Below are 16,373 nucleotides of genomic sequence, written 5' to 3'. Positions count from 1 at the left end.
TAACTATAGGGGGCTGGCATTTTTGGTCTTCTTAGTCATCTCGTCCTCTCCATTATACGTCCTAAGTGTTCTGTCTTATGCTATAGATACCTGGTGCGTCAGTTTATCAGTTCTCCGGTTCTTATCGGTGTCGCCTGGTCTGACGCACCCTACTATATATTATTACCAAGGGCTACCAATAAGAGTAAACCCAGCCCAGTAAAAAGGATGAGATAAATCAACAGGGTTTTGTTTGGCTAATTCTTGGGGGACTGGAGTTGATATATCACCGCGACGAGTGTTCATGTTAGTCTGACTAAGTAGGTAACCATTTTCTAAACGTACCTGACCATTTAACATCGCTAATTGAGACTGTCGGAGAGCTTCTGCTTTAATGGGAGTAGCAGTTAGAGCATTATAGAATGTCGTCATTAATCCCAAAGTTCCCGCATCACTAACATACCATAAACTAGCCATAGCCGACTTCACCCCAGCTTGAACAGCTAGTCCAGCAAATCCCAATTCCGCTTTTTCATCCCCCACAGCCGTAGTACAAGCACTCAATACCAATAATTCTACCGGAGGTTGATTTAGTCGTAACTCTCGCAGTTGATTTAACCATAGCTTTTGGTCCCAAAATTGAATATAAGAACGGTCAGCACCCCCAGATACAAATTCTCCATGAGTTGCTAGGTGAACAATTTTATATTCTCCCTGTTCCCTTTGGGATTTCAGATTAGCTATGGTAAATTCCTCATTTAAAAAGGCTTGACCTGGCCAAATATTGCCAACAATCAAATCTAATTCTAGGGGAACTGCTGGTAAAGGATCTAGGTTAGAATTAGGAAACTTAGAAGCACCCATAGCCAAAACCCTAGCATTTTGCAGGTTAACATAACTGGTATCAGTTAGACTGAGGCTAGGAATCAGACTGAGGCTATAGTTTTCTATTAGGAACTGTTCCCCGTCATATAATGCGGCTAGGGGGAGGGTACGCAAACCAGCATCCATTGAGAAAATTAGGATATCAATGCCATGTTTTTCTAACTCCTGTTTGATGGGTTCAATTAACCAATTATATAATTGTTGTCCTGATTCTTTATACTGAGTATCTTGGAAATTTTGGGGGGTGCGAATTTGATGGCTAAATTGTCGCGCTACTTGTAGGAGTTCCTCACGATTAACCGCCACGCTTTTAAACACTGCTTCCCCATTGGGTAAAAGCAATCTTAATTCTAGTATTTCAGGTTGTATGGACACATAAATAATTGCGGGTTTGTAGTTGGTGATGCGGACAATATCGCTGAGGGTTTGACGGATACTTTGGTCATCTACGGTGTTTTTACTGAGATTATAGCCGAAATAGTTGAGAAATTCCCGACCTCGGAATGAATCAATTTGCAACACTGAGGAAACTAAGGGAGAACGAGCCATTTGGTCAGTAGGTACGGTGGTTGGTTCTACCTGAACTACGAGGTTTCCAGCCTGGTCTATGTCGGGGTTGGCTTCGGTGTTGGAATTGATTAGGGGTGACTCTGCATCATGATTGGAGTTACCGGAGATATTCTGATCACTGTCGGAGGTGTTAGAGTTACTGTTGCTTAAATTTTCGGGGATACTAGAAACAGAAGATCCGGTGGTTTCTACATCAGATAAATCTTGATTTTCAGTGGTAATTTCTGGTTGGTTAACGGTGGTTTGTCTAATTGAGTTTTGCTCAAAATTATTGCCGACAATTGTAGTATCTGCACCAGCGGTTAATTGACCATCAGTAATAGCTCCAGCGGTCCCATTTTGACTAGGATCACCAATAACTAGAGGGGTGGAAAAAGCGGGTAATCTAATTGTCCCGCTACCTGTTGAACCGATAGTAGAGATACTTGCTTCTACATCATTCATGGCTTCAAAGGTATCTGTAACTCGGAAAAATCGAGAGGTGTCAATTATTAGGGAACCTCCCCGCAATTGGGCTTCGGTATTAATTAGGGAGACTTCAATATCATTCTCGCTCGTTAGCCTGACGGAACCCGCATTTCCCTCGGAGGAATTGGTGTTAATAGCACCTAGAAAAATCTGGTCTTGTGCTTGTACTACTATAGACCCTCCGGCGGTGGAACCGGAGGTGTTAAGATTACGGCTTTGTACTCCTCCTTGGCGGCTGGTAATGGTAATATTTGCGCCTGTTCCTGAGTCGGTAGCGGTGCTGATATCACCTGTGTTAATATTTCCCAAGGCGGTGATATTAATGCTACTGTCGAGGCTGTCAGGGGATGCTATTTGCAGATTTCCGGTGGTAATGGTTCCGCGATCGCTATTTAAACTCATACCACGTCCGGCGGTGATATTTCCGGTTTGGATATCATCCCGACCTACGAGACTTAAAAAGGTTGCATCCCCCAAAATATTGCCATCAACTGTAATTTGTCCCCGCTGACTGCTGAGGTCAATTGTCCGAAAAGCCAGATTATCTAAACTTGCATTAGAACGAAGTTCTCCGGTCTGAATATTCCCTTGAGACCGTATATTAATATTACCTCCCGACTGCAAATTCCCGGTAATCACCTCACCTCTAGCACTATTAATGTATATATTTAATCCACTGCTATTAATGTCACGAATGCGGATATCACCATCAGCTTGTAAGGAGATGGAAGCATCACCAATTCCGGTAATATTTCCCTCAGCTATAATTTGACCTAAATCACTGGAAGATTGTAATAAGACGGGACTGGTAAAGGTGATATCTTGAGCTATTTCTATGATACTATTTCCATCAGGACTACCAATAATAATCCTTTCAAACCCCGGCGCGAAAGCGTCTATATCTGATAACTTGATATCCAAACCAGTGGTATTTTCCTCACTTCCTAAAGTCATGATTTGACCGGAATGGCTGGATTCTAATCGTAAAGAACCGCTACCACGAACTGAATGAGAACCACCGACTAAATTAATTTCGGAACCTCGTAATAAAATATTGCCTTGATTAGAGCCATTTGGGAGGGTGTGGATTCCCTCTATTTGGATGATATCCGATTGACTAATTACGCTAATATCTCCACCTTCTGTCACGAGATTTCCGAGAATAATCTCATTTTCCGCCTCTAAGGTTAAGCTAGAATTCCCTACACCTCTAATGGTGGGTAAACTTTCATCACCAGTGGCGATAATTCTACCTTGAGGCGATCGCATCATCACGGGGTCTTGAAACCTGAGATCTCCCTCAATATAAATAGTCCCCTGAGAATCAGACCTACCAATAATAATCTCGGAAAACCCCCTAGTAATTTGTGACAATTCCAAGCTGTTAAAATTCAGAGATAAAGGGTCTCCTGTTGGCGAAGAGTTAGCAGAGAGTCCCGAGTTTCTACCTAACCTAATATCTTGGGTTGGTGAAGCAGGTTGTAATAAGAGAGACCCACTCCCGGAAAGACCACCATTAAGATTAATAGTATCTCCCGTCAACATAATATTACCCCCTGTAGTATCAGGAGATAGTAGACCATCCCAAACCCCGGTGGAGATAGCACCCACACTAATTTCTATACCAGCATCCAAAGTAATATTACCACCAGATTGCCGTCCGCGCGAGTCGATCGCACCTAAATCCATACTCTCGCTAGTGGTAATCAAGACATCGCCTCCCTCACCCCTAACGGAGGAGGTAATAATCCGAGATGGTCTCGTCCGATTATTAGTATCATCCATAATAATCCGACTACCTTCGCTAATAATAGACACATCACCACCACCCCGAAAGCCAGAAGTATTGATACCCTCTAAAAAAATCTCCCGACTGGCTTCTAGTTGGATATTTCCCCCGACTCCGGTTGTATCAGTCGCCTGGGAAGATAGGGGACCGGTGAAAATTTGCCGACCACTATTAATAGTAATATTACCGCCGGAAAATCTCCCGTCTGTTTTCAGATTATTAGTAGTAATTGAACCCTGGCTACTACGGAGAGTAATATCACCGCCTGTATTGTCACTATTAGCAGTAGATATAACCCCGGTATTAATCTGACCAATACCACTAGCAGTTAGATTAACATCTCCGCCACTGGTTCTAATATTCCCGGTAGCAATATTGACACCAAAAATATTGAGATTACCACCTCTAGTTAAGATAGTATCGCCACTGTGCATGATAAAAGAACCCTGACCATCTCCGTTAGCATCAGCGCGGAAAGTAACGGTTCCGGTGGTAGTTCTCAAGTCGAGTTTTTGGTTAGATAACTGGTCGATGCGAATATCATTTCGTGCTTCCAGAGTAATATCAGCATCAGCGGCTAAATTTTCCAAGGTAGTTTGGGAGAGGGTATATTCTGCTGGTCCTTGGTCAGCGGTGACTACACCATCAAAGTCGATATTATTATTGGGAGAGGCTTCGGAGTCTACAATCCTGATATTTAAAGGGTCTAAAAGTAGGGTTCCTAAGTTACCATCTCCGCCGCGCAAATTGACACTACCATCAACGCTGAGAGTTTCGAGACCGGAGATTTCTACAAACCCTCCCTGGTGTTGTCCTTGTGCGGAAATATTGCCGGAAAATTGGGTATGTCCGTCAGACCAAATAATAATCCTGCCGCCATCTCCGTTAGTGGTGGCGTTGGCTGCTAGGGTAGAATTATCATCGATGAGGGTATAGATGGCATTAGGAACAGTACCCTGTCCGAGGTAATCACCTCCAATTCTAATTGTACCGCCGTTATCTGGTGCGGAGGCGCTGATATTCGCACCCCAAATTCCGACGCGATCGCCAAAAATGTTAATCTGGGGGGAATGGTTAAAAATAGTGGAGTCGGTGTCGATGGTTCCCGACACAGCCACAACTCCAGGATTAGGAGTAATGGGGGTATTAGAACCAGTTAGTTGTATGCGACCATCAGCTAAAATATTGACTCCGGTGGCATAATTTTCGTCCCCTCCGGTGAGTAGTTCCGGCAAGGATAGGGGGGTAAGATTAGTTGATAATCCATCAGGGGAGGCGGCTGGACTAACTTCTAAACTGAGAAGGTGTCCGGCTTGGGAAATGCGGAGGATATTTTCACCTTCGACCGCCGCCATGGTAATTTCTCCCCCAGGAGCTACCAGTGACCCGGTATTGATGACAGTTCCCCCCAGTAGGGTGATTTGTTCTCCCTGGGTAACGGCGAGTTCTCCGGCGTTGACAATGCTACCAGGATTAGTCCCAAAGGCGAAGGCGTTGGGAGTGCCGACTAGGGTGCTATAATCATTTGCACCGATCGCACTCATCCAGCGATCGCCAAAACCGATACCAGAAGCGGTAGTAGCGGTAAAGGAACCTGGAACATCTAACCGCGCACCCGCACCGAATAAAATCCCGGCTGGGTTGATTAAAAACAGGTTAGAAGCGCCGCCTGTGACCTGCAAAAGTCCGTTAATGCGGGAAGCATCCCCACCCACCACACGGGTGAGGATGTTTTGGATTTCGGGAGTGGCAATAAAGTTAGCCACAGCGCCGGATTCTACGTTAAAGTGGGTAAAACTGTGGAACAGATTACTCCCATTTCCCGAAAGTTGTCCCCCAGTGATGTTGGTCTGGTTTCCCTGTTGATGGGTAATGGTGTTGGTGCTGTTGGGTTCGGGTACAATTGGTTGAGCGATCGCTCTGTTATACCGGATATCGAAAAAGTTTTGTGGTATAATGGAGAGGATATCCAGAACCATCAAACTGGCACAGGAAACCGGGATCAGCACTAACTGCATATGGTGTACTGGGTTCATAATTATCTGCTCCCCTTCCCTAACTGGTTACAAGTTTATGAGATCCTCCCTTTTCGCACCCCATTCTCACTTCTGTAGTGGTAGTTGTAGTATTTGATTGACTCACTCATGCGGTTAATTGGCTTGACAGGCGGTATTGGTACGGGGAAAACCACTGTTTCTAACTATTTGGCTGCTACCCATAAACTACCGATATGGGATGCGGACATTTATTCTCGCCTAGCGGTAGAGCCTAACTCACCTGTTCTCAATACTTTGGCGGTTCGCTACGGCTCAGATTTACTCTACTCCGATGGTAGCTTAAATCGAGGCAAGTTGGGGGATATTATCTTTAATAGCTTAACCGAAAGGCAATGGGTAGAAAGCCAAATCCATCCTTTTGTGCGCGATCGCTTCCTGGAAAAACGCCAAGAACTAGAAAAACAGTCTCATTTACCAGAAGCTACGGCGGTTTTAGCCATTCCTCTGTTATTTGAAGCGAATATGACTGATTTAGTCACGGAAATTTGGGTGGTGTACTGTTCACCGTCTACCCAAAAACAGCGACTTATCCAGCGACATGGATCTTCCCTAACTCCTACACAGATCCAAGCTAGAATTGATAGCCAAATGCCTTTGAGCGAAAAATGCGATCGCGCGGATGTGATCATATACAATGATGGTAGTCTACAGCACTTGTATCAACAGTGCGATCGAGCCTTAAAAGGGGAAGGGGTTTAACTCAGAGTTGACCCCACCCCTGCTTATGGCGTTAGTTCACCGAGTCAGTAGCGGTCGCTAGTTCTGTGGAACCTTTACCGCGTCGGCGAGTTAAGCTATTAAATAGCATAATTCCGATCGCTTTTACCAAATTGCCTTCGAGTTCATTAAACATTTTCATGTTCATTCCGAAAGCGGCGTTAGCTTCCTCCACAATGCGATCGGCTGTTTCCTGGTCAATCGGCAAATCATTCATGATCTGACGGTAATTGTTCTTAAATTCCTTCTCATCAGGAATTTCGTCAAACTCATAAAACTGAGTTCCTTGACCGTCCGATAAATTCATGGCTGTTTGAGCAATACCTTTCAGGATTTGTCCCCCCGAAAGGTCTCCCAAATAACGGGTGTACAGGTGAGAAATCAACAAAACCGGATCTTGCTCAGAAATCTCTCTAATTCTAGCCACATAAGTCTGAGCCGCTTCGGAAGGCTGAACTTCCTCCCGCCAGTTGCTACCATAGTAGAACAATAAATCCTGCTCAATAGCAGACTTGCGGTTTAACTCAGGAAAATATAGTTTCGAGAGGACGGGGTGATTTTTATGGCGATCCATTTCCTCTTCCATTGCCGTATAGACAAAGTAGAGATTCCCGGCTAATTTCCGATAGGAGGTTTTCTCAACTGTCCCTCTTAAAAAGCATTTGATAAAACCCACATTTTCCGCCATGGTGTGGGACTTTTTGGTTCCTTCCCGCAACTGGGTGGCTAGATTAACACTCATAGTAAATTTATTTGATCTGTTAACGAGATTTTACAGCAGATGTATTATCTTGGGGAAACGGCTGATTATACCGCCCGATTTTCTACCTTAAACCTATTTGCTTAAAAATAGTGTTAAGAATTGTCACAGATAGTAGACAGGAGAGATTGAGAGTACCAGAAACCGCTGTTGCTTAGAGGAAAATTTGACTAATAGCAATTTTGCCGCTGAAACAAACATCTACATCTGTACCAGGGGTGCGATCGCGTTGACCATAATCTCCGATATATTGGTATTGTTCCCCATTCACCTGATATTTAGCCGGAAGCGGGTCACAGGAGGGAGTACAGAAGACCATTTCCGGGTCTGGTTCTTCTGGCTGTAGATAGGGGAGATTGACATTCCAGAAACTGCGCGGTAAACAAGGTTGATTAAGCAGGTTTTCCAAGACGGCTTGGGTGAGGCGAGTCGCGCGTTCCCAGTCGGCTGGTTTACCGCCTTTTCGATACTGAGAAATAGCAATAGCCGGAATGCCATGTATAGCGGCTTCTCTAACAGCGGCTACAGTCCCAGATATGTAGGTATCAACACCTAAATTACCCCCGGCATTAATCCCTGAGAGAACCCAGGACAAATCTGGACATAAATGGCTAATGGCCAGGCGAACACAATCGGCAGGAGTTCCAGCGATCGCATAATGAGTGGGAGAACGGCGTGATATATTAATGGGGGTAGCGGTGGTGACTTGATGACCACAGCCGGAAAGGTGATCGCGGGGAGCGACCCAAAGGCAGGGACTCTTTACAGCGGCCGATAAGGCTTTAATTCCAGGTGCATCAATTCCATCATCATTAGTTAATATAATCGTCATATTTAGGAAGTCCGGTTGCCGTCCCTACATTTTAACCGACAAGTGCCGATCCGGTTTCCGGTTTCCCGATTAAGATTTTTATGTGAAATGAGATTAAGCCACGTAGGGCATAAAAATTGAGCGAGATGCGGCTTTTTGGCTCAGGTCATTAAAGATGGTTTTAATCAAATTATTGACGTTTTTCGCAGTAGTCACATAATGATTTCGTGCCAATTGAAAACCCAGGGAGCGAGAACTAACCGCCGATTCTGATTGAATTAGGATGACGGGAATATCAGCGGTTTTCTGATTCTGCTGTAGCCGATGAATAAATCTATAGGTATTGCGATCGCTCAAATTTAAACTACTGATAATGAGATGCGGTTTGATTTCTTTAGCGATTTGCACCGCCCAGTTCCCGCCTTCTGCACAGATAATATTAAACTGCTCCAAGGCGATCGCATCCTCTAAAGTTGAGTTAAAATCCTGGTTTTCTTCCACCCATAAAATATCAAATATCATAATTTTGTCCCCACAGTGTATTAACTAGGAATAGTGCGACACCGATTCAATCCGATAAATCTAGTTTGATAATTTCACACAATCCCATCAATGGAGGAAATCAAGAACAGGTGACAGGGAGAGGAGGATTAATGATCCAATCATCAATTATCGACCCCACGACCCCAGGTTATTGACCAATGACTTTTTACTAACCAGTCCCATAACAGTCCGGTAACCAGCCATCAGACTTTTAGTTCCCCCAGAGTCCCTTACTGAATGACCTCCCGTACAACTACTTACCAAATATAAACAGCAATTGTGAAGATTATGTGATCAACAACCCAATTTTCCGATGAATATGTTAGAGTTGGGGCATCAGGCTTTTGTTTAAGATACTCTAGCCATTAGCCGGAGGGATGCGGAACTGCCCAAACTCCCCGGCTTGGCTATATTGATACAGGTTCTAGGTGTTATATTCGCTATGTATGGGGATCTGAATACAGAACTCCGAACCCACACCTGGTTCTGATGTGCAGTTTAACTTCCCTTTGTGCAAATCGACGACAATTTGATAGCTAACGGATAGACCCAACCCAGTCCCCTGACCCACAGGCTTAGTGGTAAAGAATGGGTCAAAAATGCGCGATCGCAACTCTTCAGGTATACCCACTCCATTATCAGCAATGCGAATAAATGCCAGGTTATTTTTAGTTAAACCAGTAGTAATTGTCAGTGTAGGTTCCTTAGCAGATTGCTGACATTCGGAGCTTTTTAGGGCATCAATAGCATTATTAAAGATATGCAAAAACACCTGATTTATCTGGCCAGCATAGCATTCAACTTTAGGCAAATCACCGTAATTTTTAATCACCACAATTTCCCGCTCTCCAGGTAAGGGTCGGAGGCGACTTGTCAAGACCATCAAAGTGCTATCAATCCCCTGATGAAGGTCTATTTCCTTAATTGCCGACTCATTCAATCGGGAAAAACTTTGCAGGGAGTTAACAATTTCCTGAATCCTTTTAGCACCATTCTGAATGGAATTAATCAACTGAGGAATATCAGTAATTAAAAAATTGAGATCAATCTCTTCGATTAATTCTGTAATTGCCAATGGTGGTTCTGTATAATATTGTCGATAGGATTCAATTAGCAACAGTAAATCCTGGGTATATTCTTCCAGGTGAGGCACATTACCAACAATAAATCCCACGGGATTATTAATTTCATGAGCCACCCCGGCCACCATTTGTCCCAAGCCAGACATTTTCTCGCTCTGAATTAGTTGGGTTTGGGTGCGTTTGAGTTTAGTTAAGGCTTTTTCTAGTTTCTCGGTCTGTTGTTGGAGGTGAATTTCCGCCCGTTTCCGCTCAGTAATATCCATAATCGTCCCAAACAGGCTGACAATTTGGTTATCGTGATTCAAAATGGCTTTAAACTTAATATGAACATAGCTAACTGAGTTTTCATCCTTGATAATTCTGGCTTCTGCCTGACAAGTAGTTCCATTATTGCGAGTTTCTGCTAGGGCTTTCTCAACCAATGGTCTATCTTCGGGGTGATAGCATTGCAGACATTGCTCTACGGAAGGTATACCCAAGGTCTGGTCTAAGCCCAAAATCCTAAATACCTCATCAGACCAAGTAAGTTCCCCAGTATCGATATCCAATTCCCAATTACCAATATGGGCTAATTCCTGGGCTTCCTGAAGATCGGAGGTGATTTCCCGCAGGCTGGCTTCGGCTTTTTTCCGGGATGTAATATCATTTAAAGATGCTACAGCACCCAAAACATTACCCCGACCATCTTTGATAGCACTAGCACGCAGTAACACCTGAAAGACACGGTTATTTTTAGCGCGGTGTTCGACTTCACCCACCCAGTTTTTGCCTTGGCTAATGACCGCAAAAATTTGTCGGGGAATTTGCGGGTCAGTATAAGCGCCAGATATCCCCCCAAATACTTGGTTAAATTCTTCTGGGGTTTCACACCCAAACATCTCAGAAAAGGCGGGATTTTGATAAAAGTGATTCCACTGTGCATCAGCCATAGCGATCGCATCACTAGAGCTTTCCACAGCCTGTTTATAAAGCATTAAGGTAGCTTCAGCCTGTTTGCGTTCGGTAACATCACGGCAAATACACACCACCCCAGCGGCACTTTTAGTTACAGACATCTCCTGGATGAAGAAACTACCATCTTGGCGACGACTACGGAGTTCTCCTTGCCATTCATTTTCAGCAGCAAAGACGGGAGAGACTTCTCGCCGGATATATTCTATCTCATCCCCATCATATAATTCCTGCCAAGTTTTGCCTAAAATCTCTTCAGCTTGGCTGTAGCCGAACATTTCTAAATAAGCACGGTTAACATAGGTAAATACTCCCTCGGAATTTTGTAAGGCGATACCGTCGGTGCTGGCTTCAATGGCGGCGAGTCGCTGTTTGAGTAGTTCCTCTTGTTGTAGGCGATCGCTAATATCATCTAATATTCCCAACACTCCAACTATATTTCCCTGGTGATTATCAAGGGGAATTTTGGTAGTTTCGACCAGAATTTCTTTTCCTTGGACTAGGTGGCGGGTTCCTCTGACTTTGATTTGAGGCGATTTTGAGGATATAACTTGGCGATCGAATTCCTGATACAATTTAGCCTCTTGAGGAGTCCAAGGTAAATCATCATCAGTTTTACCCACAATTTCTCTGGGGTCTTGTAATCCGACTTTCTCCGCAAATTGACGGTTACATCCCAAGTAAACAGAGTTACAGTCTTTCCAAAAAACGGCTTGAGGAACATAATCAATTACCATCTGTAACAGGTGGTCACAATTTATGGAATTGGAGTGATTGGCAATCACATTAATTTTCTGCTGCTGTAATTTTTGCCTCAGACTGTGATTTTCCTGTTGCAGTTGGACTACATGACGACGTAATTCGGCAAGTTCCCCTTGCAGATGGTTGGTCGGTTCCACTTCTGAATAATCACAATCACAAGAATTATTGGATAAGCTATCGTTAACGGTCAAGTATACACCATTACTGGACCAATTTTCATTGTCGGACATTTGATTTTCCCTTGATGTCATCGGCGACTTAAATTTGCAACCACTTTCTCTAGCATCTGGTCTTGAGGAAATTATAGCTTGAGTCCTGAAAAAATACAGTTTTTCTGAGATAAAACCAAAATATTTTTTTTGCCAAGTATCCCCTGGTGGGGCATCCCCAAATTAATGCCGAGATATACCCGCTAGTTTTAACCAAAACATCATCTTAATCGGACAACATTTAACTTTTATCTACCCTAGGAGGTAGGTAATTTAACAATTGCTTCTAGCTTTCGGGAGTAGCAAAATGGGTAAGCTAGGGTGGCGTGGGGTTTGCACCCGGGCGGTCCGTAATGCTTCTGCTATCCATGTATTGCAATGTCTGAGGAGGGAATAAACACCTTGGGCTTCATAAAAACTGTCTCTGATACCATAACCATAGCCGATTCTGATGGGATTTCCGGCGGAGTCAAGTTTAAAGGAATTTTGCAGAAAATCGACCAATTTTAAGTAATTATCCTCACTGATATTAAGGGGTTGTAAATCTTGTGCTACTGGGAGGGTCTGATATACTTGAACTCGCAAAACTGATGGAGTAGGTATAAATAATGCTTTCAGGGCGGTTGTTAATTGTAAATCCGCGAAGGTCGGAGATTCTAGGTAAACTTGGCGATCGCCCCAACCCATGGCTAGATATCGATAATTGCCAGAGGTTTGTCTCCCAACTTCTGATAAGTCGATAAACTGATGCCAGTCAAATACGGAGGTTTCCACTGGCACCAAGATATCTGTATGTAATATATTTCCGGTTATATAAATGGTTATATCACAACTTTTTTGCGAGGGTAAAATCCAGAAATAAGGCAAAAATAATGGCATGATTAAACATATCAAAAATGCCAGGATGGTGATAATTTTATATTTAGCTTTTGCGGGGAATTTTAGCTTAGATATAATCTTCACTGTGAAGGGGTTGATTGAGGGGCAAGGTGATTAAGGATGGAGGGGCGCGAAAAAGGGGTGCGAGTAAATCACACCCCATAATTGTACTGTCCTAAACTGGAATTGAGGTCAAGTTATTTGACAGCAACCACTTCTGATTCGGTGGGCTGTTCGGCTTCGATCGCAGTATTTTCGGTAATGATGTCATCATTAAGATCCAGGGAACCGCCAGGGGCTTCTGGGTGTTGGGTAGAAATAGCCATCCGGCGATAGGCATAAGCCCCACCAGCGGCAGCCAACCCAGCGACACCAGCAATGGCTGCGATCGCTTTATAGTCGGATTTAAAAAGGCTCATATTATGCCAGAAAGAGGTCAACTTAGTAGTTGCAGCCCCTTCATTAGCTTGACCTTTGCTGCTGAACACACAAGCGGTAGTCGCAGTAGCAGTCAAGGAAATGGTGGCGATCGCCATAGCAGATGCTAATACAGAAAGTCGCTTCATGTTGAATCAGTATGATAATAGTGGTCTACAAAACATTAGATAGATATGTTAGCAGCTAATTTTGATTTTGGGTGGTATCAAATTTGGCAAAATCAGAAAAAATCAGTAATTTTACCTTGTTCCACCATGAGAATTTGGCTTTGTTGCAACCACTGATGGTCAAAAGCGCCTAAATGGGTAGTAGTAATCAGAGTTTGAAATCGCTCAGAGATGGCTTGTAGAAGCTGATTTTGGCGATGGGGGTCAAGTTCTGCTAGTACATCGTCCAACAGAAGTAAAGGGGGTTCACCGATGACGGACTCAATGAGTTGCAATTCCGCCAACTTGAGGGCTAAAACCAAAGTCCGCTGCTGACCGGATGATCCATATTGGCGGGCGGGAGTTTGGTTAATGGTAAAAATGACATCATCACGGTGTGGACCCACTAGAGTCAACCCTTGAGAACGTTCGGCGATCGCTCTGGTGCTAATTTTGGTCAAAAATGCCTGTTGTACCTGTTCAGGAGGCCACCGAGACCACCTCTGTTGTTGTTTAGAAGGGGGTTCAATGTTAGGCTGATAGGTGATATTCAGGGTTTCCCTACTGCCACTAATACTTTGATGCCACATCCGCGCTAAAGGTTCGAGCCTTTCAATAACGCGATCGCGGCGACGGAGTACCCGCGCCCCAGCCACTGCCAATTGAGCATCCCAAACGGCTAATTCTTCCGGGGTAGTTCCTGCCATGGGTCCCCGTTTTAACAAAGCATTACGTTGTCGCAACACCCGGTTATATTGATCTAACATATAGGCATAAACTGGTTCTAGTTGAATCAGAAGCCGATCAAGCCAGTGGCGGCGTTCAGCGGGACTACCGCGCACAAGATCCAAATCCAGACTAGAAAACTGGACAACATTAAGGATACTGAGAAAATCAAGATGACGTTTGACCGATTGACCATTGATGGCAACTGTTCGGCGACCTTGACTCCTCAAAGTCAAAGCCAGGTCAAGTGTACCACTATCACGCTCAAGGGTAGCAGTAATTTGGGCGATCGCATGATTGTCCAAAACCAGATCGCGATCGCGGTTAACCCGATGACTTTTGAGGGTAGACAGCAATTCGACGGCTTCGAGTAGATTGGATTTGCCTTGAGCGTTGTTGCCCACTAAAATAGTTTTGGGAGCATCAAACGCCACGTCTTGAGCTTCGTAGTTGCGAAACTGTCGGAGATGTAGCGTTTTCAGATACATAGAGTCAGGAGAAAAAAAGATCCGGTCTTAATTGTCTCATCTAACCAGATAAATTCTTTCTGCTGCCACATCAGGGACGATCTTCACTATGTTATCTTAACTAAACTTGAGCAAACGTGTCATATCTAATCTATAACCCCGATACATCGAGTCCGGTCACTTATGAGTTAATGCGCGGTGTCAATACCATCGGGCGTAGCCGGGATAATACTATCTGTATTACAGATATGAGTCTGTCCCGACAACACGCCGTGATTGAGGTTCAGGACAACCGGGTAACTGTGAGCGATCGCAACAGCAGTAATCATGTGTTTGTCAATGAAGCCATGATCCAAAATTGTCAACTCAAAGATGGAGATGTACTCCGCTTAGGGAGGGTGGTGTTAAAATTTGTCGCCTCCGGTGTCACCTCCTCCCAAAAGTCTCCCCGTATTGAGCGATCGCCCACGGCTGTAGTTACCCAGTTTTCTCCCCGTTCAGATATGATTGGGATGCAGGATTTATTGGAACCCGAAGAACGAGATCGTCACTCAGTTCTTAATCTGCGGTCATCCGATACCCATTTACGAGCCGTAGATAAACTCAAAATATTATTAGATGTTAGCCAACAATTATCATCTCCAGAATCCACGAATAAACTACTTGATAAAATCCTAGATTTACTGTTTAAAATTATGGGGGTTGACCGCGCGGCAATTTTATTAGTAAATAACAAAACTAAAGCAATCGAAGAAAAAGCAGTTCGTTATCGTTCTCAAGTGTTAGAGGATGAATATTTTTATAGTAAAAGTATTACTAATACAGTCCTAGAAACTGGGAACGCCATCTTAACTTCAGATGCCCATGTAGACGAGCGTTTTCAGGATTGCGAGTCAATTATTTACCAGGGTATTCATGCTTCCGTGTGCGTTCCTCTCAAACCCAGAGACAAAGTAATTGGGGTTTTATATGTAGATAATCTATCGATGTCTGATGTTTATTCTAATGAAGATGTGGAGTTTTTAAGCACTTTAGCCAATCAAGCGGCTATTGCGATCGACAACGCCGAACTGCGCAAAAAAATGCAGGAAGAAGCGGTAATGCGTAACAAACTAGAGCAATTTTTTGCTCCGGCGGTGAGTCGCAAACTACGGGAAGAAGGCAAACTAGAAATTATCGAAGCTGAAGTTACCGCCTTATTTTCTGATATTACTCGCTTTACGCAAATGTCTTCTCGCCTGGAACCCCGCCAAGTAATATCTATGTTGAATGAATACTTTAAAGTCATGGTAGAGGATATTGTTTTCCCCTATCAAGGAACCTTAGAAAAATATATCGGTGATGCTTTAGTAGCCGTTTGGGGCGCTCCCTACGCCCGCAAAGATGATGTGGAAAGAGCAGTTAAAGCAGCCATTGATATGCAATGGGCTGTCCGCCGCATGAACGATCGCTGGACTAAGGATTATGCGGAACCTTTGCAAATTCACATAGGCTTAAATACCGGACTCGTAGCGGCCGGAAATATAGGTTCTGAGCGATTAATTCAATACGCCCATATTGGTGATACTATGAACGTTGCCAGCCGCATTTGTAGTGCCGCCCAAGCCGGAGAAATTATGATTTCGGCAAGTACATTTAAGCAACTGGGCGACCATAGTTTCCCCCTGGAAAAAATGCCCCATATTCGAGTGAAAGGTAAGGATCAAGCCCTCCAGCTTTACCGTCTTCATTGGGAAGAAGTTCATACCATTTCCCTATAATCTGGCGACTATTACCCGTTGATATGACCGGGGACGAACTCACAAAGCGCCTATATCCCCCCTATTAGGGCGATCGCTTTCAGTGGGCTGGTGGGAATCGTGGGTTAGGGCGATCGCTTTCAGTGGGCTGGTGGGAATCGTGGGTTAGGGCGATCGCTTTCCGTGGGCTGGTGGGAATCGTGGGTTAGGTTTAGGGTTAGGTTAGGGCGGGTGCAGCTAGTTGGCTGGTTTCTCCCGTGGCTGCTCTAGCACCCGCCCCTACTGGCGGTGGGAATCGTGGGTTAGGTTTAGGGTTAGGTTAGGGCGGGTGCAGCTAGTTGGCTGGTTTCTCCCGTGGCTGCTCTAGCACCCGCCCCTACTGGCGGTGGGAATCG

At 44.3% G+C, this 16,373-nt stretch carries 10 protein-coding genes; 2 read left to right on the top strand and 8 right to left on the bottom strand.

The features are described 5' to 3' along the window. Window positions 1–162: 162 nt before the first annotated feature. Entirely contained in the window at window positions 163–5,727 is a 5,565-nt protein-coding gene (locus ACTIE0_RS03965) for a CHAT domain-containing protein (RefSeq protein ID WP_006668871.1), read from the bottom strand. Between the two features lie 108 nt (window positions 5,728–5,835). Here ACTIE0_RS03965 and coaE point away from each other — a divergent pair, with 108 nt between their 5' ends. Beyond that, window positions 5,836–6,447 (top strand): dephospho-CoA kinase, encoded by a 612-nt coding sequence (gene coaE / locus ACTIE0_RS03960; RefSeq protein WP_006621890.1) that lies wholly within the window; start codon window positions 5,836–5,838, stop codon window positions 6,445–6,447. 31 nt (window positions 6,448–6,478) lie between these two features. Here coaE and ACTIE0_RS03955 read toward each other — a convergent pair whose 3' ends face one another. The 7 genes from ACTIE0_RS03955 to recF form a co-directional block, all read right to left on the bottom strand. Beyond that, window positions 6,479–7,207, bottom strand: a complete 729-nt coding sequence (locus tag ACTIE0_RS03955; protein ID WP_006621891.1) for a biliverdin-producing heme oxygenase — start codon at window positions 7,205–7,207, stop codon at window positions 6,479–6,481. Window positions 7,208–7,379: 172 nt separating this feature from the next. Then, the gene (surE, locus tag ACTIE0_RS03950) at window positions 7,380–8,057 is read right to left on the bottom strand and encodes a 5'/3'-nucleotidase SurE (RefSeq protein ID WP_006621892.1); all 678 of its coding nucleotides are present in this window, start codon (window positions 8,055–8,057) and stop codon (window positions 7,380–7,382) included. 93 nt (window positions 8,058–8,150) lie between these two features. Further along, window positions 8,151–8,558 carry a response regulator gene (locus ACTIE0_RS03945; RefSeq protein WP_006621893.1) on the bottom strand — a complete coding sequence of 136 codons (408 nt, stop codon included), beginning with the start codon at window positions 8,556–8,558 and terminating at the stop codon, window positions 8,151–8,153. Window positions 8,559–9,003: 445 nt separating this feature from the next. After that, on the bottom strand, window positions 9,004–11,604 hold the full coding sequence (locus tag ACTIE0_RS03940) for a PAS domain S-box protein (protein ID WP_006668872.1): 2,601 nt from the start codon (window positions 11,602–11,604) through the stop codon (window positions 9,004–9,006). 252 nt (window positions 11,605–11,856) lie between these two features. Further along, window positions 11,857–12,462 carry a TIGR02117 family protein gene (locus ACTIE0_RS03935; protein ID WP_006668873.1) on the bottom strand — a complete coding sequence of 202 codons (606 nt, stop codon included), beginning with the start codon at window positions 12,460–12,462 and terminating at the stop codon, window positions 11,857–11,859. Between the two features lie 197 nt (window positions 12,463–12,659). Further along, window positions 12,660–13,028 (bottom strand): hypothetical protein, encoded by a 369-nt coding sequence (locus ACTIE0_RS03930; RefSeq protein ID WP_006621897.1) that lies wholly within the window; start codon window positions 13,026–13,028, stop codon window positions 12,660–12,662. A 92-nt stretch (window positions 13,029–13,120) separates the two neighbouring features. Beyond that, complete coding sequence (gene recF / locus ACTIE0_RS03925) at window positions 13,121–14,260, bottom strand: DNA replication/repair protein RecF (RefSeq protein ID WP_006668876.1); 1,140 nt, start codon at window positions 14,258–14,260, stop codon at window positions 13,121–13,123. 116 nt (window positions 14,261–14,376) lie between these two features. On the opposite strand from recF, the gene ACTIE0_RS03920 reads away from it, so the two are divergent. Continuing rightward, complete coding sequence (locus ACTIE0_RS03920) at window positions 14,377–15,999, top strand: adenylate/guanylate cyclase domain-containing protein (RefSeq protein ID WP_235720185.1); 1,623 nt, start codon at window positions 14,377–14,379, stop codon at window positions 15,997–15,999. The last annotated feature ends 374 nt before the right edge of the window (window positions 16,000–16,373 follow it).

The sequence above is a fragment of the Limnospira sp. genome, from assembly GCF_051859755.1.
Taxonomy (GTDB): Bacteria; Cyanobacteriota; Cyanobacteriia; order Cyanobacteriales; family Microcoleaceae; genus Limnospira; species Limnospira fusiformis.
The sequence above is the reverse complement of the archived record's forward strand: the minus strand, read 5'-3'. Positions and strand labels throughout refer to the sequence as shown.